At 71.8% G+C, this 18,766-nt stretch carries 15 protein-coding genes; 5 read left to right on the top strand and 10 right to left on the bottom strand.

Annotated features, from left to right (window positions below; all coding sequences use genetic code 11):
- Positions 1-71 precede the first annotated feature (71 nt).
- From ACSMXR_RS12115 to ACSMXR_RS12130, 4 genes are all read right to left on the bottom strand, one after another.
- On the bottom strand, positions 72-1,541 hold the full coding sequence (locus ACSMXR_RS12115; protein WP_473171844.1) for a GH1 family beta-glucosidase: 1,470 nt from the start codon (positions 1,539-1,541) through the stop codon (positions 72-74).
- Positions 1,542-1,617: 76 nt separating this feature from the next.
- Positions 1,618-2,538, bottom strand: a complete 921-nt coding sequence (locus ACSMXR_RS12120; RefSeq protein ID WP_103507818.1) for a carbohydrate ABC transporter permease — start codon at positions 2,536-2,538, stop codon at positions 1,618-1,620.
- Between the two features lie 14 nt (positions 2,539-2,552).
- Positions 2,553-3,551, bottom strand: coding sequence for a carbohydrate ABC transporter permease (locus ACSMXR_RS12125; RefSeq protein ID WP_137232870.1), 999 nt, complete (start codon positions 3,549-3,551; stop codon positions 2,553-2,555).
- Between the two features lie 152 nt (positions 3,552-3,703).
- A complete protein-coding gene (locus ACSMXR_RS12130; RefSeq protein ID WP_218527379.1) occupies positions 3,704-5,026 on the bottom strand; it encodes an ABC transporter substrate-binding protein in 1,323 nt (440 codons plus the stop codon).
- A 295-nt stretch (positions 5,027-5,321) separates the two neighbouring features.
- Here ACSMXR_RS12130 and aspT point away from each other — a divergent pair, with 295 nt between their 5' ends.
- Complete coding sequence (gene aspT / locus ACSMXR_RS12135; protein WP_473171845.1) at positions 5,322-6,998, top strand: aspartate-alanine antiporter; 1,677 nt, start codon at positions 5,322-5,324, stop codon at positions 6,996-6,998.
- A gap of 48 nt (positions 6,999-7,046) precedes the next feature.
- Positions 7,047-8,744: a bifunctional aspartate transaminase/aspartate 4-decarboxylase gene (locus ACSMXR_RS12140; RefSeq protein WP_473171846.1), complete on the top strand. Its 1,698-nt coding sequence runs from the start codon at positions 7,047-7,049 to the stop codon at positions 8,742-8,744.
- Positions 8,745-8,856: 112 nt separating this feature from the next.
- Here ACSMXR_RS12140 and ACSMXR_RS12145 read toward each other — a convergent pair whose 3' ends face one another.
- The 3 genes from ACSMXR_RS12145 to ACSMXR_RS12155 all read right to left on the bottom strand — a co-directional run bounded on the left by ACSMXR_RS12145 (position 8,857) and on the right by ACSMXR_RS12155 (position 12,679).
- Complete coding sequence (locus ACSMXR_RS12145) at positions 8,857-10,332, bottom strand: glycoside hydrolase family 18 protein (RefSeq protein ID WP_473171847.1); 1,476 nt, start codon at positions 10,330-10,332, stop codon at positions 8,857-8,859.
- Positions 10,333-10,511: 179 nt separating this feature from the next.
- Entirely contained in the window at positions 10,512-11,951 is a 1,440-nt protein-coding gene (locus ACSMXR_RS12150) for a sensor histidine kinase (RefSeq protein WP_137235621.1), read from the bottom strand.
- Positions 11,948-12,679 carry a response regulator transcription factor gene (locus ACSMXR_RS12155; protein ID WP_381795524.1) on the bottom strand — a complete coding sequence of 244 codons (732 nt, stop codon included), beginning with the start codon at positions 12,677-12,679 and terminating at the stop codon, positions 11,948-11,950. Before ACSMXR_RS12155 ends, ACSMXR_RS12150 begins: the two co-directional genes overlap by 4 nt.
- A 134-nt stretch (positions 12,680-12,813) precedes the next feature.
- Between ACSMXR_RS12155 and ACSMXR_RS12160 the strand changes: the two genes are divergently transcribed.
- Positions 12,814-13,368, top strand: a complete 555-nt coding sequence (locus ACSMXR_RS12160) for a hypothetical protein (RefSeq protein ID WP_364884259.1) — start codon at positions 12,814-12,816, stop codon at positions 13,366-13,368.
- Between the two features lie 15 nt (positions 13,369-13,383).
- On the opposite strand, the gene ACSMXR_RS12165 is transcribed toward ACSMXR_RS12160, so the two are convergent.
- Both ACSMXR_RS12165 and ACSMXR_RS12170 read right to left on the bottom strand, forming a co-directional pair.
- Complete coding sequence (locus ACSMXR_RS12165) at positions 13,384-14,343, bottom strand: spermidine synthase (RefSeq protein ID WP_473171848.1); 960 nt, start codon at positions 14,341-14,343, stop codon at positions 13,384-13,386.
- Positions 14,344-14,420: 77 nt separating this feature from the next.
- Positions 14,421-14,858: a hypothetical protein gene (locus ACSMXR_RS12170; protein WP_374202314.1), complete on the bottom strand. Its 438-nt coding sequence runs from the start codon at positions 14,856-14,858 to the stop codon at positions 14,421-14,423.
- Positions 14,859-15,152: 294 nt separating this feature from the next.
- On the opposite strand from ACSMXR_RS12170, the gene ACSMXR_RS12175 reads away from it, so the two are divergent.
- Positions 15,153-16,595: a tetratricopeptide repeat protein gene (locus ACSMXR_RS12175; RefSeq protein WP_473171849.1), complete on the top strand. Its 1,443-nt coding sequence runs from the start codon at positions 15,153-15,155 to the stop codon at positions 16,593-16,595.
- Positions 16,596-16,848: 253 nt separating this feature from the next.
- Here the strand turns inward: ACSMXR_RS12175 and ACSMXR_RS12180 are convergent, their stop codons facing one another.
- A complete protein-coding gene (locus ACSMXR_RS12180) occupies positions 16,849-17,445 on the bottom strand; it encodes a histidine phosphatase family protein (protein ID WP_030631948.1) in 597 nt (198 codons plus the stop codon).
- Between the two features lie 251 nt (positions 17,446-17,696).
- Between ACSMXR_RS12180 and ACSMXR_RS12185 the strand changes: the two genes are divergently transcribed.
- Positions 17,697-18,722: a phosphatase PAP2 family protein gene (locus ACSMXR_RS12185; RefSeq protein ID WP_473171850.1), complete on the top strand. Its 1,026-nt coding sequence runs from the start codon at positions 17,697-17,699 to the stop codon at positions 18,720-18,722.
- The last annotated feature ends 44 nt before the right edge of the window (positions 18,723-18,766 follow it).

Genomic DNA, 18,766 nt, shown 5'->3' on the forward strand with positions numbered 1-18,766 from the left:
CGCTCCCAAGCAGGGGGAAAAATATGCCGCGGGCCGGTCGGAAGCGGTCGGCCCGCGGCTGGGTCACGAGGTCAGGCGTCCGGAGCGGCCGCCGGGGGCAGTGCGTGGCGGGCGATCACGTCGCCGTACCAGTGGGCGCTGGACTTCGGCGTACGGAGCTGGGTCGCGTAGTCGACGTACACCGCGCCGAACCGCTTCGCATAGCCGTAGCCCCACTCGAAGTTGTCCATCAGGGACCAGAGGAAGTAGCCCCGTACGTCGGCGCCGTCGGCCGCCGCCCGGCGCACCGCCTCCAGATGGCCGTGCAGATAGGCGATCCGCTCGGGGTCGTGGACCCGGCCGTCCGCGTCCGGGGCGTCGTCGAAGGCCGCGCCGTTCTCGGTGACCATCAGCGGCAGGTCCGGGTGTTCGCGCGAGACGTCCATGAGGAGGTCGTACAGGCCCTCCGGCTTGACCGACCAGTTCATCGCGGTGACCGGGCGGCCCTCGGCGAGGTGGAAGGCGACGTGCTCCGAGCCGGGCCACGGGGAGTGCGCGCTGCTGCCGTGGCCGTCGTTGCGGGTGTCGCCGGCGCCGTCGGCGGGCGTGGAGACGATGGTGGGCGTGTAGTAGTTGACGCCCAGCACGTCGATCGGGTGGGCGATCGCGGCCAGGTCGCCCTCCTGGATCAACTCGGGCCAGTTCACGATGCGTTCGGTGTCGGCCAGCAGGTCCTCCGGGTACGCGCCCTTCAACATCGGGCCGGTGAAGATCCGGTTGCCGACCGCGTCGATCCGGCGCGCCGCGTCCGCGTCCGCCTCGCTGTCGGTCAGCGGGCGCACCTGGTGGAGGTTGAGGGTGACCGAGGTCTGCGCGGCAGCGGGGAGGTTCGCGCGCAGCGCCTCGGCCGCCCGGCCGTGGGCGAGGTTGAGGTGGTGGGCGGCCCGCAGCGCGGCGGCCGGTTCGGTGCGGCCGGGGGCGTGGACCCCGGAGCCGTACCCGAGGAAGGCCGAGCACCAGGGCTCGTTCAGCGTGGTCCACATCGAGACCCGGTCGCCGAGTGCGCGGGCCATGATGGCCGCGTAGTCCGCGAACCGTTCGGCCGTCGCGCGCTCGGGCCAGCCGCCCGCGTCCTCCAACTCCTGGGGCAGGTCCCAGTGGTAGAGCGTGGCGACGGGCTTGATGCCGGCCGCCAGCAGCTCGTCGACGAGCGAGCGGTAGAAGTCGAGGCCGCGTTCCACGGCGGGGCCGCGGCCGGTGGGCTGGACCCGGGACCAGGAGACGGAGAAGCGGTACGCCTGGAGGCCGAGGCGCTTCATCAGGGCGACGTCGTCGCGGTAGCGGTGGAAGTGGTCGGCGGCCACGTCCCCGGTGTCGCCGTTCAGGACCTTGCCGGGCGTGTGGCTGAAGGTGTCCCAGATGGAGGGGGTGCGGCCCCGCTCGGTGGCCGCGCCCTCCACCTGGTACGCGGCGGTGGCCGCGCCCCAGAGGAAGCCGGTCGGGAAGGGGGCCGTGGCGGCGGACGCCTGCTGCGGGACCGTGTCGGGTCGGACGGCTGTCATGCGGGAGCGCTCCCTGAGAGGTGAGGGGTGAAGGAAGAAGGGGGAAGCAGGGGGCGGGTCGGCCCTTGACGGTGGGTCAGCCCTTGACCGCGCCGGACATGATCCCGCCGACGATCTTCTTGCCGAAGACCACGAACACCACCAGCAGCGGCAGCGTGCTGATCAGCGCGCCCGCCATCACGATGGACTGGTCGGGGGTGTACGAGGCGCTGAGCTGGCCGAGGGCCACCTGAAGGGTCGGGTTCTGCTGGTTGAGGGCGAGGTAGGGCCAGAAGAAGTCGTTCCACGCCTGGACGAAGGTCAGCATCCCGAGCACCATCATCGCGGGGCGCGCCACCGGCAGCACCACGCTCACCACGATGCGGAAGTTGTTCGCGCCGTCGATCTTGGCCGCCTCGATCAGCTCGTACGGCAGCGCCTCGATCAGGTACTGACGCATGAAGAACACGCCGAACGCGCTGACCAGCGTCGGGAAGATCACCGATTCGAGCTGCCCGCCCCAGCCGAGGCCGGACATCATCATGAAGAGCGGCACGACGCTGAGCTGCGGCGGGATGGTGAGGGTGGCGATGACGGCGGTCATCAGCCAACCGCGGCCCCGGAAGCGCATCTTGGCGAAGGCGTAGCCGGCGAGCGTGCAGAAGAAGAGCGTCGCGAGGGTGATCGAGGACGAGACGATGACGCTGTTGAGGATCGCCTTGCCGAGGTTGGCCTGTTCCCAGGCGGTCTGGACGTTCTCGATCAGCTTGCCGCCCGGGAGGAACGGCGGGGTGGAGGCGAGGACTTCGTCCTGGGTGCGGGAGGCCGCGACGAGGGTCCAGTAGAGCGGCAGGAGCGAGCCGAAGCCGACGACGGCGAGCGCGACGTACGCGAACGGGCCGCCCTTCAGCTGCTGTCCCGCGCCCATCCGGAAGCGGCTCGGGCGCTTCGGGGCGCGGTTCTCCGGGGCCGGTGCGAGCTTCACGGGGGCGGGGTGCGTGGGGCTGGTCATGGTCATGGATGCGCTCCCGGTCAGACCGCGGACTTGCGGACGAATCGGCCGATGAACCAGTTGGCCGCGGCGATGATCAGCAGGAGGGCGAGCATCGCCCAGGCGACGGCGGCGGCCGGTCCGAGATGTCCGAGATTCCAGCCGTAGTTGTAAAGGTAGATGCTGAGCGTCTCGTACTGGTTCTCGTTGCCGCCGGTGGCGCCCAGCGCGCCGCCCTCCAGCAGCAGCGGTTCGCCGAACAGCTGCATGGAGCCGATGGTGGAGATGACGATGGTGAACAGGATCGTCGGCCGCAGCGAGGGAATGGTGACCTTGCGGAACTGCTGCCAGCGTGACGCGCCGTCCAACGAGGCCGCTTCGTAGAGGTCGTTGGGGACCGCCTGCATCGCCGCCAGGTAGATCAGCGCGTTGTAGCCGGTCCAGCGCCAGATCACGATGATCGAGATGGCGAGCTTCGACGTCCAGTGCCCGTTGGCCCAGTTGACCGGATCGAAGCCGACGAGGCCGAGCGTCCAGTTGAGCAGTCCGCCGTCCGCCCGGAAGACCAGCGCGAAGACGAGAGCGGCGGAGGCGACCGAGGTCGCGTACGGGGTGAGGATGATCGTGCGCCAGAACGTGCTGGCGCGCAGGCGGTAGTTGAGGAGATGGGCGAGGCCGAGCGCCATCAGGAGCTGCGGGACGGTGGAGATGACGCCGATCAGGAAGGTGTTGCTGACCGAGGTCCAGAACTCGGGGTCGTGCAGGATCTTGTCGAAGTTCTCCCAGCCCACCCACTCCATCGAGTCCAGACCGGTCATCGAGACCCGGTGCAGGGCGATCCAGCCGGTGTAGAGGAGCGGGTAGAGCCCGAAGGCGCCGAAGACGAGGAAGAACGGCGCGATGTACGCGTACGGGGACGCCTTGTCGTCGAACCGCCACAGCCGGCTGCGCCACAACTGCCGCCGCTCGCTGGGCGGTTCCTTCTTCGGTTCACGGGGCGCTTGCGCGTACGCATCCCGGGTGGAGGTCGAGGTTGCCACGGGCGGGGAGTCCTTCCCTGGGTGCGCCGACGGACGGCCGGGGCGGCTGAAGAGGCGGCTGGAGGGGGCGACGGGAGGTGGGCGGGCGGCCGGGGCGGGCGGGTGCCGCCCGCCCCGGCGCTGCGACCGGCTGGGTCCGGTCGGGTGTCAGGTCAGCCGATGGCCTTGTCGATCGTCCGCACGGCCGCGTCCCAGGCCTTGTCCGGGCTGGTGCCGCGCTGCTCCATGTTGTTGATCTGGGTGGAGATGGAGTCCTTGATCACGCCGTCCTTCGGGCCGAGGACGGCCTCGGGGATGGACTTCGCGCCGTCGGCGTAGATCTGGCCGATGGGGGCGTTGTTGAAGTACGGCAGGGTCGCGTTCTTCACGTCGGGCAGCTCGTAGGCGCCCTGGTTGGACGGGAAGACGCCGATCGCCTTGAAGACGGCGGCCTGCTGCTCGGGGGCGGTCAGCCACGCGACGAGCTTGGAGGCCTCGGCGACGTTCTTCCCGGACTTGGGAACGGCGAGGAAGGAGCCGCCCCAGTTGGCGGAGGTGTTGCCGGGGGCGCTGGTGATGTCCCACTTGCCCTTGTTGGCGTCACCGGCGTACGTGGAGATCTGGCCGGCCATCCAGGCGGGGCAGACGACGGTGGCGACGGTGCTCTTGCGCAGGGCCGCCTGCCACTGGTCCTCGAACTGGGCCAGGCCCTGCGTCAGCTTCTTGTCCGCGGCCTCGGCGGCGAGGTCCCAGCCCTTCTTGACGCTGGCGCTCGTGTCGTAGATCGGCTTGCCGCTCGCGTCGTAGTACTGCTCGGGGCTGGAGCTGACGACGGCGTTGAACATGGCGCTCGCGGAGTCCATGAAGTACGTGCCGGCGGGGGCCTTCTTCTTGTACTGCTCGCCGAGCGCGAGGAAGTCCTCCCAGCCGCCCTCGGTCAGCTTCGCGACCTCGGCACGGTCGGTGGGCAGCCCGGCCTTCTCGAACAGCTCACGGTTGTAACAGAGCGACATGGGGCCGATGTCGGTGCCCGCGCCGATGACGGAGCCGTTGGGGGCGGTGGCCTGCTTCGCCTTCCACGACACCCACTCGTCCACACCGATCGTCTTGGAGAGGTCGGCGAAGGAGTCCGCCTTGGTGTCGACGATCTCCTTGATCCGGCCGACCTCGATGCCCTGGACGTCGGCGAGGCCGCTGCCGGAGTTCAGCTGCTGGAGGAGCTTGGGGTAGTAGTTCTTCTCCTCGGCGGTGGTGTCCTCCTTGACCGTGATCTTCGGGTTCAGCTCGTGGTACTTCTCGAAGAGCCCGGCCTCCTTGTACCCGAACTGCCCGAAGTCGGCGACGGTCAGGGTGATGTTCCCGTCCGCGTCGGCTCCCTTGTCCGAGTCGGACGAGCCGCCGCATCCGGTGAGCAGGAGGGCTGTGACCGTGAGGCCGGTGGTGGCCACGAGGGCGGTTCTGTGGCGTCGACCGGCAACGCTGCGGGTGATGCGCATTCCACTGCTCCTTGTTCCGGGGGATCCGGCAATGGCGCATGGGAGCGCTCCCATGCATCGTTGCCGGAAGGTTGCTGCCTCAAGGGGGTGGGTGTCAAGAGTTGAAGACGATTCCGTTGCCGAGGGATGTCCGGCGCGTCACGGAGGGGTCGTTGGGCCGTCCTCCCGTCGGAAGGTGAACGGGGGCCGGGCCGGGTCCAATGCGGCGCCGGGGCACCCCACCCCTGTTAATTTCTCCCTTATGCACCTTTTGATCATCCCGGTCGCCGACACCAGCCCCGGTGAGTGAGGCGGGATGGGCGTCCTGCGTGACCATCCCGAACTGGCCCTCTTCTTCTGCCTCGCGGCCGGCTACCTCGTCGGCAAACTCCGCGTCGGCCCGATCACGCTCGGGGGCATCTGTGGCACCCTGATCGTGTCGCTGCTGCTCGGCACCCGGCACATCAGCGTCGACGACGACGTCAAGACGGTCTTCTTCGCGCTGTTCATCTTCTCGCTCGGCTACCTGGCCGGGCCGCAGTTCTTCGCCAACCTCAACCGCAAGAGCCTGCGCTTCTTCACGCTCTGCCTGATCGAACTGGTCTGCGTCCTCGGCATCGCCTACGGGCTCGCCAAGGCCTTCGACCTGGACGTGGGCACGGCGGCCGGAATCCTCGCCGGGGCGGCGACCGAATCCGCCGTCGTGGGAACGGCGACCGAGGCGATCGGCAAGCTCGACGACCTGACCTCCGAGCAGATCAGCCAGTACCAGGGGCATGTGGCCACCGCGTACACGGTCTGCTACCTGTTCGGCCTGATCACCATCGTGCTCTTCACCAGCCAGATCATGCCGATGCTGCTGCGCATCAACCTCGCCGACGCCTCGCGCGAGCTGTGGGAGAAGATGCGCGGCGGACAGGGCGGTCTGGAGTCCGACGAGCGCGAGGCGCTGCCCGGCATGGTCGGCCGCACCTATCTGGTGACGCTGGCGGACGGCCGGACCGTCGGTGATCTGGAGAGCGCCCTGGGCGGCCGGATCACCGTCGAGGGCGTCAAACGCGGCAGCAAGCTGCTCACCCCCACCCCCGGTCTGGAGCTGACGCTCAGCGACCTGATCCAGGTGGTCGGACTGCGGTCGGCCATCATCGAGGCGGGCCGGGAGATCGGCCCGGAGACGCCCGCCGTGCCGGGGCTCGACACCCCGCTGGCCACCGGCCAGGTCGCCGTCACCGAGAAGGAGACGATCGGCGCGAGCATCGACCGGCTGGTCAGGCGTCATCCGGAGTTCCGCGAGGACGGCGTCTACGTCACCGACGTCCTGCGCAACGACCAGCATCTGCCCGCCAGCGGCGAAACGGTCCTCGCCCGGGGCGATGTGCTCACCCTGGTCGGCGCCCGGGGCGGGCTGAACCGGCTCGTCTCGAAGCTCGGCGCGGTCGTGAAGAACGACGCCACCGACTTCATCTACCTCGGCTTCGGCATCGTGGCGGGCTCGCTGCTCGGCCAGATCGTCGTCAGGTTCGGGGACATCCCGATGTCGCTGGGCACCGGCGGCGGCTGTCTGATCTCCGGCCTGGTCTTCGGCTGGTTCCGCTCCCGCAGCCAGACCTTCGGGGCGTTCCCGCCGCAGGCCGCGAGCACGCTCAAGGACATGGGCCTGGCCGTCTTCATCGCCTGCACCGGACTGGCCGCCGGACCGCAGGCCTGGCCGCTGCTGAAGGAGTACGGGGCGCTGCTGCCGTTCGCGGGCATCGCCATGGTGCTGGTCCCGGCGACCGTCTCGCTGGTCGTCGGGCGCAAGCTGCTGAACATCGAGAAGCCGCTGCTGATCGGCGCCATCGCCGGTCAGCAGTGCTCGACCCCGGCGATCACCTCCATCACCCAGGTGGCCCAGAGCTCCGTCCCGCTCCTCGGCTACACCATCACGTACACGCTCTCCAACTTCCTGCTGCCGCTGACCGGGCCCATCCTCGTCGGCGTGCTGGGGGCCTGACGTGCCCGCCCCTCGCGCCCACCGCCCCGTAACGGAACGGACACCACCATGGACACCGACACCACCGCAGAAGCCGCTCCGCACCGGGCCGGCCTCAGCCGCGAGGAGATCCGGTCGTACGCCCGGCTCTCGCCCTTCGAGCTGAAGGACACGTTCATCCGGATCGCGACGGACGCGCAGAGCGGCCGTCCCGGCCAGAAGGGGAAGACGACCCGCGCCATGCTCAACGCGGGCCGCGGCAACCCGAACTGGGTCGCCACCGGCCCCCGCGAGGCGTACCACGCGCTCGGCTACTTCGCGCTGTCGGAGTCGCGGCGGGTGTGGACGGCCGACAACCTGGGCGGTATGCCGGAGGAGTCGGGGTGCGCGGAGCGCTTCGAGCGCTTCGTCCGTACGCATCCGGAGCTGCCGGGCATCGAGCTGCTGAAGGCGAGCGTGGACCTGGCGGTGAAGCGGTTCGGCTTCGACCGGGACGCCTTCGTGCACGAGCTGGCGGACTCCTCGATCGGCGACAACTACCCGGTGCCGGACCGGATCCTGCGCCACACCGAGCAGATCGTGCGCGGCTACGTCGCGGACGAGATGTTCGACCACCGGCCGCCGGAGGGGCAGACGCTGAGTCTGTTCGCGACCGAGGGCGGCACGGCGGCGATGTGTTACGTCTTCGACTCGCTGATGAAGAACGGGATCCTGGAGAAGGGCGACCGGATCGCCTTGATGGTGCCGGTGTTCACCCCGTACCTGGAGATCCCGGAGCTGGACACGTACGACTTCGACGTGGTGCGCGTGGAGGCGAGCCTGTTCACGGAGACCGGGGTGCGGCAGTGGCGCTACCCGGAGGAGGAGATCGCCAAGCTGGCGGACCCGTCGGTGAAGCTGGTCTGCTGCGTGAACCCGAGCAACCCGCCCTCGCTGGCGCTCTCCTCACGGGTCTCCGAGCAGATCGTGTCCATCGTCGGCGAGCGGAACCCGAACCTGATCATCGTGACCGACGATGTGTACGGAACGTTCGTGGAGGGCTTCCGTTCGCTCGCCGCCGACCTGCCGCGCAACACGGTCCTCGTCTACTCCTACTCCAAGCACTACGGGGCGACCGGCTGGCGGCTCGGGGTGATCGCGCTGCACGACGACAACGTGATCGACGCGATGCTGGCGGAGCAGGACCAGGAGCAGAAGGACCGGCTCAACAAGCGTTACGGCTCACTGTCGTTGGAGCCGGAGAAGATGCGGTTCATCGACCGGATGGTGGCGGACTCGCGGCAGGTGGCGCTGAACCACACGGCGGGTCTGTCGCTTCCGCAGCAGACGATGATGACGCTGTTCTCGCTCTTCGACATGCTGGACGAGGGGCAGGCGTACAAGCACCGGATCCGGGCGATCGTCCGGCAGCGGCTCGAACTCCTGCTGGAGGGCGTGCACATGAAGGTCTCGGAGGATCCGAAGCGGGCCGCGTACTACATCGAGCTGGATCTGCTGGCCGAGGCGGAGCGGGTGCACGGAAAGCCGTTCGCCGACTTCCTGGAGAAGAACTACGAGCCGGTCGACCCGCTGTTCCGGCTGGCCGAGCAGACCTCGGTGGTGCTGCTCAACGGCGGCGGTTTCGACGGTCCGGAGTGGTCGGTGCGGGTGTCGCTGGCCAACCTGGACGACCTGGACTATCTGAAGATCGGCCACCATCTGCGGGCGATCTTCGACGAGTACGCGCAGGAGTGGCGGGCGGGTGATTCCCGCCCGCCCGGCGCTTGAGGGCACCTTTCGGGCGCGGGTGCCGGGCGTGGGGACGCGCCCCGGCCGGAGGTGGGGTGGGGTCCGGCCGGGGCGCGCGGTGGGGGGCTCGATGGTTTCGGGGGTGTGTGAGCTACTGGTAGGCCGCGAACGCCTTCGTGAAGGCCAGCGGCTCCTGGTCGATCGAGCTGCAGGTCGCGTCGGCCGCCGGCTTGGGGCCGCCGGGGCAGGCCTTGTCCCGGGTGCCGGACCACATCGCGAGGCGGCCGATGCCCTTCTGTCCGGCGAACTTCACCAGCTGGTCCGCGTCCTCGACGGTGAAGATCTCGGTGACGACGTCGTTGACGCCGATCATCGGGGTGACCGCGACGGTCTGCCACGCGGCGGCGTCCGAGAGGCCGAGGACGCCCTTGATCTGGGCCTGGGTGGCGGTGGCCGCCTGGATCGCGTACTCACCCATGTCGTCGCTGTAGGCGGGCCCGTAGTCCATCGCCATGATGTTGACCCCGTCGACGCGGACGCCGTTCTTCTTGGCGTCCGCCAGCAGGTCCACGCCCGGCTGGGTCAGGCCCTCGGGCATCACGGGCAGCGTGAAGGCGACGTCGAGGTCCGGGTGCTTCTTCTGGAGCTGGGCGATCGCCTGGGAGCGGCGGGTGTTGGCGGCCGTGTCGGGCAGGGCGGCGCCCTCGATGTCGAAGTCGACCTTGGTGAGGCCGTAGGCGTCGACGACCTTGCCGTACGCGGCGGCGAGTTCGTCGGCGGAGGAGCAGTTGAGAGCCAGTTCGGCGCCGGCCGCGCCGCCGAAGGAGACCCGGACGTCACCGCCCTTGTCCCGCAACGCGCCGATCTGGTTGGCCACTTGGTCGTCGCCGAGGCCGGTGACACCGCCCCAGAGCGGGGCGCAGCCGCCGCCGGAGGTGATGAAGGCGAGGTGGAACTCCTTCACACCGGTCTTCGTCGCGGTGTCCAGGAGGTCGTAGGCGGGATAGAGGGACGTGTCGATGTACGGGGCGAACCGGGCGCCGGTTTCCCCACCGCCACCGGGGCGGCCGGTGGCGGTGGGGGTCGGCGTGGGGGGGCTGGTGGGGGCGGTGGCGGAGGGGGTGGCCGTCGGCGTGGGGGCCGTGGTCGGGGTGTCCGTGGGGCGGCCGCTGGGGGTGGGGGTCGCGCCGCCGTCCACGGAGCAGGCGGCGTCGTTGATCAGGCAGCCGGCCGGGTCGCCCGCGGTGCCGGTGGCGGAGGTGACGAAGCCGACGGTGACGGACTTGCCGGGGGCGAGTTCCTTGTCCCAGCTCGCGGGCTTCACGGTGACGTGGTCGCCCTTCACCGTGTGCTCGCCGTTCCAGAGCGAGCCGATGCTCGTGCCCGCCGGGAGGTCGAACTCCAGCGTCCAGTCAGTGAGGGGCTTGTCGGTCTCGTTGGTGACGACGTACTGGCCGGTGTAGCCGCCGTTCCAGTCGCTGGTACGGGTGTAGGCGGCGCCGATCGCGGCGGCCTGCGCCGTGCCGGTCAGCGCGAAGACCGTGCCGCCGATGACGGCGGCGGCCACGATCGCGCCGATCGCCCGGGTGCGGGTGGTCGTCGTGCGACGGTGCGTACGGGAAGCCATCAACGTGCCCTGCCTGCCTCTGTGTTCTGCGGATCCGCCCGGGGTTGCCGTCCGGGGATTTCGAGAGCACGCTAGCGGCAGCGGAACGGGCAAAGAGGGCGTTACGGGCGCGAGTTGATGTTCTTAGGGCGCGCTTAAGGAACGCATGGGCGCGGGTTAATGCTGGGGGCGGCGGCGGGTCAGTGCTGGGGGCCGGTGACCGTGCGGGGCTCGCCGCCGCGCTCGCCGCCGCGCTGACGGCCGAGTCGGCGGCCGACCCGGCGGCCGTGTCCGCGGCGGCCGCGCTCGGGGCGGCTGCCGTGCAGGCCGATCCAGATCCGGACCTCCGTGCCGCCGAGGACGGACCGGCCGATGCGCAGGTCGCCGCCGGTGGACTCGGCGACCCGGCGCACGATGTCCAGGCCGAGGCCGGTGGAGCCGACGGACCCGCCCGCCCCGTCGCGCCCGCTGGCGCCCCGGGCGAGGGCCGCCTTCGGGTCGTCGATCCCCGGGCCCGCGTCGGAGACGAGCACGATGACCGCGTCGCCGCTGTGGTGGACGTCGACGGCGAAGGCGGTGCCCTCCGGGGTGTGGCGGAAGACGTTGCCAAGCAACGCGTCGAGTGCGGCGGCCAGTTCGGGCCGGGCCACCGGGATCCGTACCGTACGGTCGACTCCCGCGAGCCGCACCTCGCGGCCCTCGTCCTCCGCGAGCGCCGACCAGAAGCCCATGCGTTCGCGGATCACCTCGGAGGCGTCGCAGCCCGCGCCCGTCTGCACTCCCTGGGTCTGCGGGCGCTGCTCGCGGGCGGTCCGGATGATCGTGTCGACCTCGTGCTCCAGCTGCTGGACCGCCGCCCGGGTCTGCTCGGCCGCCGGGCCCTCGCCGAGCGAGGCGGCGTTCAGCCTGAGGACGGTGAGCGGGGTGCGCAGCCGGTGCGAGAGGTCGGCGGCCAGCTCCCGCTCGTTGGCCAGGAGCTGGACGACCTGGTCGGCCATGGAGTTGAACGCGACGGCCGCGGACCGCAGTTCGGTGGGCCCTTCCTCCGGCACCCGGGTGCCGAGGCGCCCCTCCCCCAGGTCCTGGGCGGCGCCCGCGAGGCGCTGGGCGGGCTGCACCATCCGTACGCCGAGCCGGTCGGCGACCGCGACCGAGCCGACGATCAGCGCGACGCCGACGCCCGCCAGCATCAGCCAGGCGGTGGCGACCCCGTTGGAGACCTCGCCCTCCGCGACGAACACCTCGACGACGGCGATGTCCCCGGTGCTCAGCGCGGTCGGCTGGAGGAGCGCGAACCCGCCGGTGACCTCGGTGATGGAGGCGCGCCCGGCCTTGCGCACGGTCTCCACGTCCTTGGGGGTGGCGCGCCGGGTGCCGATGTCCAGGGGCCCGTCCTCGGCGGGGACATGGACGGCGAGGCGGCCCCGGTCGCCCGGTTCGGTGGACAGGACGGCCCGGGTCAGCTCCTCGCGGTCGGTGGTGATGGAGAGGGCCGGGGCGATCGTCGCGGCCTGGCGTTCGGCGTCGGAGAAGGCCCGGTCGCTGGCCATCTCGCGGATGACGAGTCCGAGCGGTACGGCGAAGGCGATGACGACCATCGCGGTGACCGCCAGGCAGACCTTGACCAGGGCCCATCTCATGCGGGCGGCTCCGCGGCCGGGGCATCGGGGTGCGGGGCGTCGGCGGGCGGCTGGAGCTTCACGCCGACGCCGCGCAGGGTGTGCAGATAGCGCGGGCGGGCGGCGGTCTCGCCGAGTTTGCGGCGTAGCCAGGAGAGATGGACGTCGATGGTCTGGTCGTCGCCGTAGGACTGCTGCCAGACCTCGGCCAGCAGCTCCTTGCGGGCGACGACCACGCCGGGCCGCCCGGCCAGGAAGGTGAGCAGGTCGAATTCGCGCCGGGTCAGGTCGAGTTCGGCCCCGTCCAGCTCGGCGCTGCGGCGCAGCGGGTCGATGGAGAGCCCGCCGACGCGGATGACCCGGGGCGGCGGCGCCTCGGCTCCGGTGGCGCGCGAGCGGCGCAGCACGGCGGCCATCCGGGCGGAGAGGTGCTCGACGGAGAACGGCTTCGTCAGATAGTCGTCGGCGCCGTCGTTGAGCAGCCGGACGATCTCGCTCTCGTCGTCCCGGGCGGTGGCGATGATCACGGGCACATCGGTGATGGACCGCAGCATCTTCAGCGCCTCGGCGCCGTCCAGGTCGGGCAGCCCGAGGTCGAGGATGACCACGTCGAAGCGGAAGTGCGCGACCTCGCGCAGCGCTTCGAGCGCGGTGCCCACGCTCCGTACCGTGTGGGAGGCCTCACTGAGGTGCCGGATGAGGGCGGAACGTACGAACTGGTCGTCCTCGACCACGAGCACACTTGCCATGGGCGGCACCGTACGCCATGCCGGCGGGCCCGGTCCCGGCCCCGCCGGAAACCTCCGCAAAGGCCGGAGAAGGGCGATTGTCCGTGGCTCCCGGGCGGGAGCGGGGGCGCGCCGGGTGGTGCAGGATGTGCCCGATGCAACGAGGACTCGTACACGCGCTGGCGTGGTCGCTCGCCACCGGCGCGGCGGTCACGCTCTCGTGGTGGGGTGTGCACACGGTCATGACGGGGACGGCGTACGACCCGCCCCGGGCGGTGCCGATCTCGGTCGGCGCGGGGCCGCCGCAGCGCATCGGGCAGTCCACCGAGCCGCCGCTCGTCTCCTCGACGCACCGGGCGTCGCCCTCGCCCTCCCCCTCCCCGCGCACCGGCGGCACGAGCCCGTCGCCGTCGGCTCCGCGCCCTTCCCGTACGCCTTCGGCCACCCCGGCGAAGCCGCCCGCGCCGACGAGTTCGGGCAAGGTGAAGAGCTATCGCACCGACGGCGGCCGGGTGGTGTTCGAGCTGGGCGCCGACTCGGCGAAGCTCGTCTCGGCGACGCCGGAGCCGGGCTGGTCGATGCAGGTGTGGACGAACGACGCCTGGATCCGGGTGGACTTCGGCGACGGGGGCGGGAAGGACGGCACGACGTACTCGGTGTTCTGCACCTGGAACGGGACGCCGCCGACGGTGCAGATCGTCGAACCGTAGGCCTTGGCGGCCTGATCAGGGGTTCTCGAAGACCGACGGGGGCGGTGCCGGGGACGGCTTGGCCGCCGTGTCGGTGACGACGGCCGCGCCGCCGGTGAAGTCGGTGAGCGCACGGCCGTGTTCGACCCGGCCGGGGTGCGGGTCGCTCGCCACCCGCCGGGTGAACTCCGCGACCGGGAGCGGCAGGGCCGAGGCGAGCAGGACCGCGTTGCCGAACCGGCGGCCCCGCCACACCACCGGGTCGGCGGCGAGCGCCAGTTCGGGGAAGACGGCGGCGGCGGTGGCCACCTGACCGCGCAGATGGGCGAGCGGGGGTCCGTCGGCGAGGTTGGCCGCGTACCGCCCCTCGGGCTTGAGGACCCGGCGGACCTCGGTGAGGAATTCCGCCGAGGTGAGGTGGGCGGGGGTACGGGCCCCGCCGAACACGTCCGCGATGACCAGGTCCGCCCAGCCGTCCGGGAATCTGCCGAGCCCTTCGCGGGCGTCGGCCGCCCGGACCCGGACGCGGGCCTGGGGGTCGAGCGGGAGGTGATCGCGGACGAACTGCACGAGGGGCGCGTCGAGCTCGACGATCTGCTGGGTGGAGCGGGGGCGGGTCGCGGCGGTGTACCGGGCGAGGGTGAACGCGCCGCCGCCCAGGTGCAGCACGTGCAGCGGCTGGAGCGCGGGGGCGGCGAGGTCGATGACGTGGCCGAGGCGGCGCTGGTAGGCGAAGGAGAGGTACGTGGGGTCGTCGAGGTCCACGCGGGACTGCGGGGCGCGGTCGATCAGGAGCGTCCAGCCGTGCGGGCGTTCCCGGTCGGGTATCAGCTCGGCGAGCCCGCCGCCGACCTGCCGCGAGACCGGCTCCCGCTCGCCCCGCCGCTCCTGCGTCCGGTCACCTGTGCCCGTGCCCCTGCCCTTGTTCCGGCCCGTGGCTCTGTCCGTGCCCGCGGCTTTGTTCCTGCCCCGGGCCGGCGCTCCTCGACGTGCCACGTTCGCTGATCCTTGCTGGTGGGGGCCCGGGTCGCCGGCCACGGCGGAGGTGTTCCGCCCGTCCGGCCATTATGGGCTCAGCGGCAGTTGTCGGCCGCCTCGATCAGCCGGGCGGCCTGGTCGAGGGCGGCGCGGAGCACGGCCGGATCGGTGACCGGGGCGTCGTCGGCGGGCGGGAGCAGCCAGCCGGAGCCGGCGCCGGTGGCGGGCGGCTCGGCGGGGATGCGCAGCCCGCGCCCGTCGGTCCGCGTACAGGCGCTGCCCGGTACGTCCCAGGCGTCGGCGGTGCCCGGCGGCACGAGGAAGCCGAGGGTGTCGCAGGCGCCGTCGTGCAGGACCGGGCCGACGGCCTCCTGGTCCCGTCCCCGGCGGAGGATGTCGACGGCTTCCAGCCCCTGGCGCGCCGGGACCGTGACGAGGTCGCAGGACTGGTCCCCCGGTGCGGAGGCGGCCGGGGCCGCGGGGGCGAGGGGGTTCCTCGGACCGGTCCGGGCCGTCGGGGCCGTCGGGGGCATCGGTTGCGTCGCGGTCGTCCGTGAGCCGGTCTCCCTGCCGAGGTGCAACAAGGGAACCCCTCCTCTCATCGCCGAACGGAGCCACACTCCGTCTCCACATGGACCAACGCCGCGGGTGCGTCAAGGGCTACGGGCGCACACCGCCGCAAAGGGTGGCAGTTCATGGCGGATCGGAGGCGGAATGCCCCTTTCGCAACGAAACGCTGTGTGTGCGTCTCGTCACAGCAGGTACGTTCTTGCTCCGCCGGGACACCGGGAACCACGGATCCCGGCCGCACCAGAGAGGGGCCGGCCATGGTGTCGACAGCGGCAGTTCCCAACCTCGCCTTCCGTCAGCTGCGCGGACAGCGCTCCGCCGGGGAGTTCGCGGCGGCCGTCCGCAGAGCGGCACGGGAGATCGGGGAGCAGGTCGCGTGCGACGCCCGGTACATCGGGCGCGTGGAGTCCGGGGAGATCCGCTGCCCCAACTACGCCTACGAACGTGTCTTCCTGCACATGTTCCCCGGGGCGACCCTGGCCGACCTGGGGTTCTCGGCCCGCGAGAGCGTACGGGGGCGGGGGGCGCGGGTGGTGTCCGAGCCGCGGCCCGCGCCGGTGGCCGGCCCGGTCCTCCCCCACCGCGACACCGAACCCGACCCCGGACCCGAACCCGACGACATCACCGTCCCCGTCCCCGTCCCCCTTACCGAGGAGAGCGACGTGCTGCGTCGCGTGTTCATGATGAGCGGCACCGCCACGGTGGCGGCCGCTTCCCTGGGTCTCGGCGAGGCGCCCGCCTCCGCCGCCCGGGTCTCTCTGCCCGCGCAGCGCCGGGTCGGCGAGGCGGAGGTGAGCGCCGTCGAGAAGGCCGTACGGCAGATCCGGCTGCTGGACGACCGGCACGGCGCGGACGGGCTCTACCGGCGGGCCGCGCAGCCGCTGCGTGCGGCGTACGAGCTGCTGGACGCGGGGACCACCGCGCGGCGCGCCACCTCGGACCGGCTGCACGCCGGGGCCGGTGAGCTGGCGATCTCGGTGGGCTGGCTGGCCCATGACTCGGGCCGCTTCGACGACGCCCGCTCGCACTACGCGGAGGCGCTGGCCACGGCGCGGCTGGCGGGGGACGCGGGTCTTGAGGCGCACGCGTTCTGCAACACGTCGTTCCTGGCCCGGGACGCGGGGCGGCCCCGGGAGGCGGTACGGGCGGCGGAGGCCGGACAGCGGGCCGCCCGCGGGCTGGGGTCGCCCCGGCTGCTGGCGCTGCTCGCGCTGCGGGAGGCGGGGGGCCGGGCGGGGCTCGGTGACCGTACGGGGTGCGACCGGGCGATCGGGCGGGCCCGGGCGGCGTTCGAGCGGGGGCCTGCGGCGGGTGATCCGGAGTGGATGAGCTTCTTCCGGGAGGCGGAGCTGGAGCTGCTGGAGGCGCAGTGCTGGTCGGCGCTGGGCGACTGGTCCCGGGCGGCGCGGCACGGGCGGCGGGCGGTGGTGCTCCAGGACGCGCACTTCACCCGGAACCTGGCGCTGTACCGGGCCCAGCTCACGGGTGACCTGGCCCGGGCGGGGCGGGCGGACGAGGCGGCGGCCACGGGGCACCAGGTGCTGGATCTGCTGACCCGGGTGCGGTCCTCGCGGATCCGGGGGATGTTGGCGGGGGCGGCGCGCGTGCTGGAGTCCCGGGCGGGGGCGGGCCCGGTGGCCACATTCCTGACCCGCCACGAGGACTCGGCCACCACCCCTTCCAGCCCGTCCGGCGTTTGAGGACGGAACCCTTCAGCACGTTCCCGGGTGCGCACAACCAGCCCGTCCGGCGTTTGAGGACGGAACCGTTGAGCGCGTTCTCGGGTGCCGATCAGGGGCTCCCGCGCCCTGGGTCCGTGAAGAGCCGCCCACCTGGCCGGAGGGTTCCGTCCTCAATCGCCGGACGGGCTTGAGTGGCCCAAGGGTTCCGTCAAGGGGACGCCCGCCCGAGCAGGGGGTTCCGTCCTCAATCGCCGGACGGGCTTGACAGGCGCTACCGCTCCAGGTGGCCCGTGTCGTTCCAGCGTTCCACGGCCGGCAGGCCGTACGCCCAGCCCAGGACCGACAGCGACGTCGGCTCCAGGCGGACGCGGGCGCCGAAGGACAGGTCCTCGCCCAGCCACCGCGCCCCCAGCGCCCGCAGAATGTGGCCGTGGGCGAAGACCAGGACGTCCCGGTCCGCCGACCGCGCCCAGTCGACGATCTCGTCCGCACGGGCGGTGACGTCGGCCACGGACTCCCCGTCCGGCACCCCGTCCCGCCAGATCAGCCAGTCCGGCCGGTCCGCCTTGATCTGGGCCGGGGTCAGCCCCTCGTACGCCCCGTAGTCCCACTCCATCAGCGCGTCCCACGGCTCGGCCCGCTTCCCGAACCCGGCCAGTTCGCAGGTCTCGGCGGCCCGGACGAGCGGGCTGGTGCGGACCTCGACGCCGGGCAGCCCCGCCCAGGGCTCCCGGTGCAGCCGTTCGCCGAGCAGTGCGGCGCCCTCGCGCCCGGTGTCCAGGAGCGGGATGTCCGTCCTGCCGGTGTGGTTGCCCCGGACCGACCACTGGGTCTGGCCGTGCCGGGCGAGCAGGATGCGCGGTGCCATGACGGCTCTCCCTGAAACGCTGAATCGCTGGTGATGGGCCTTCCATCATCCCGTACCGGGCGGAAGGGCAACCTCCGGGGCCGTGCGGGCGTCCCTCCCTGAGCAGCTGCCCGCCGACCGCTTCCGACCACGGCGGGGACCACTGCGTACGGGATGTCCGGAAGGGGACACCCCGGGGGAAGCGGCGGCACGGTGCCGCCGTACGGTTGAACGCCCGCCGTCGGCCGCATGAACATGGGGAGAGCTACCGGATGCCGCACGCCACCGCGCCGCCCGTGACCGGTCATCGGCCCCGCTGGTGGACGGAGCTGCCACTGATCGCGGTGGTGTACGCGCTGTACTCGGTGGGCCGGCTCCTGGTGCGCGGCGATGTGTCGACCGCGGTCGACCACGGCCTGGCGATCCTGCGGCTGGAACAGGCGCTGTACCTCAACGCCGAGCACCCGCTGAATCGTCTTTTCACCAGCACCCCGTCGCTCGGGATACCCGCCGACTTCGCGTACGCGTCCCTGCACTACCTGGTCACCCCCGGCGTCCTCATATGGATGTTCCGGCGCAGATCGTCGGCGTACCGGGCGGCCCGGGTCTGGCTGATGAACTCCACGCTGCTGGGTCTGGTCGGCTTCACGCTGATGCCGACCTGTCCGCCCCGGCTGCTGGACGCGAGCCACGGCTTCGTCGACACGATGGCGCAGTACAGCGCGTACGGCTGGTGGGGCGCGGGGGCGAGCGCCCCGCGCGGGCTGAGCGGGATGACCAACCAGTACGCGGCGATGCCCAGCCTGCACGTCGGATGGTCCCTGTGGTGCGGGATCCTGCTGTGGCGGCACGGCCGCCATCCGCTCGTCCGGGCGGCGGGCATCGCCTATCCGCTGATCACCACGATCGTCGTGATGGGCACCGCCAACCACTACTTCCTGGACGCCGTCGCGGGCGCCGCCGTGATGGGGGTCGGAGCCCTGCTGGTCCGGCCCGTCGTCCGGCTGGCGGACCGGGTCAAGGTCTGGGCCGGAGCCCGGGTCGGCGGCCCGCTCGCGGCGCTGTTCGACGACCGGTCCGCGAGCGGCCGGAGCGCCGTTCCCGCGGACGTTCCCGAGGCCGTTCCGGCGACCGTGCCCCCGAATGTCAGTGCCGGGTGCAAGACTTCCCCGGGTGAGCGAATCCCCGGCCAGCGGACCACCTCCGCAGATCCCCCCGGCACGGCAGTCGGCGGCCCGGCAGACAGAGACGCCGCCGGCGCGGCCGCGAGCGACGACGCTCCGGCAGCGGCTCGCTGAGCTGCGCGGCCCGTCCGTCGCACCGCATCCGCTCGACGCCAGAG

This window comes from Streptomyces sp. DSM 106670 (assembly GCF_055792845.1).

What these genes read in the sequence shown, in the direction of transcription:
- ACSMXR_RS12160 (WP_364884259.1), top strand. Translation starts at nt 12,814, where the DNA reads ATGCAACGAGGACTCGTACACGCGCTGGCGTGGTCGCTCGCCACCGGC.
- ACSMXR_RS12145 (WP_473171847.1), bottom strand. Translation starts at nt 10,332, where the DNA reads ATGGCTTCCCGTACGCACCGTCGCACGACGACCACCCGCACCCGGGCG.
- ACSMXR_RS12130 (WP_218527379.1), bottom strand. Translation starts at nt 5,026, where the DNA reads ATGCGCATCACCCGCAGCGTTGCCGGTCGACGCCACAGAACCGCCCTC.
- aspT (WP_473171845.1), top strand. Translation starts at nt 5,322, where the DNA reads ATGGGCGTCCTGCGTGACCATCCCGAACTGGCCCTCTTCTTCTGCCTC.
- ACSMXR_RS12140 (WP_473171846.1), top strand. Translation starts at nt 7,047, where the DNA reads ATGGACACCGACACCACCGCAGAAGCCGCTCCGCACCGGGCCGGCCTC.
- ACSMXR_RS12185 (WP_473171850.1), top strand. Translation starts at nt 17,697, where the DNA reads ATGCCGCACGCCACCGCGCCGCCCGTGACCGGTCATCGGCCCCGCTGG.
- ACSMXR_RS12155 (WP_381795524.1), bottom strand. Translation starts at nt 12,679, where the DNA reads ATGGCAAGTGTGCTCGTGGTCGAGGACGACCAGTTCGTACGTTCCGCC.
- ACSMXR_RS12115 (WP_473171844.1), bottom strand. Translation starts at nt 1,541, where the DNA reads ATGACAGCCGTCCGACCCGACACGGTCCCGCAGCAGGCGTCCGCCGCC.
- ACSMXR_RS12120 (WP_103507818.1), bottom strand. Translation starts at nt 2,538, where the DNA reads ATGACCATGACCAGCCCCACGCACCCCGCCCCCGTGAAGCTCGCACCG.
- ACSMXR_RS12170 (WP_374202314.1), bottom strand. Translation starts at nt 14,858, where the DNA reads ATGCCCCCGACGGCCCCGACGGCCCGGACCGGTCCGAGGAACCCCCTC.
- ACSMXR_RS12150 (WP_137235621.1), bottom strand. Translation starts at nt 11,951, where the DNA reads ATGAGATGGGCCCTGGTCAAGGTCTGCCTGGCGGTCACCGCGATGGTC.
- ACSMXR_RS12180 (WP_030631948.1), bottom strand. Translation starts at nt 17,445, where the DNA reads ATGGCACCGCGCATCCTGCTCGCCCGGCACGGCCAGACCCAGTGGTCG.
- ACSMXR_RS12175 (WP_473171849.1), top strand. Translation starts at nt 15,153, where the DNA reads ATGGTGTCGACAGCGGCAGTTCCCAACCTCGCCTTCCGTCAGCTGCGC.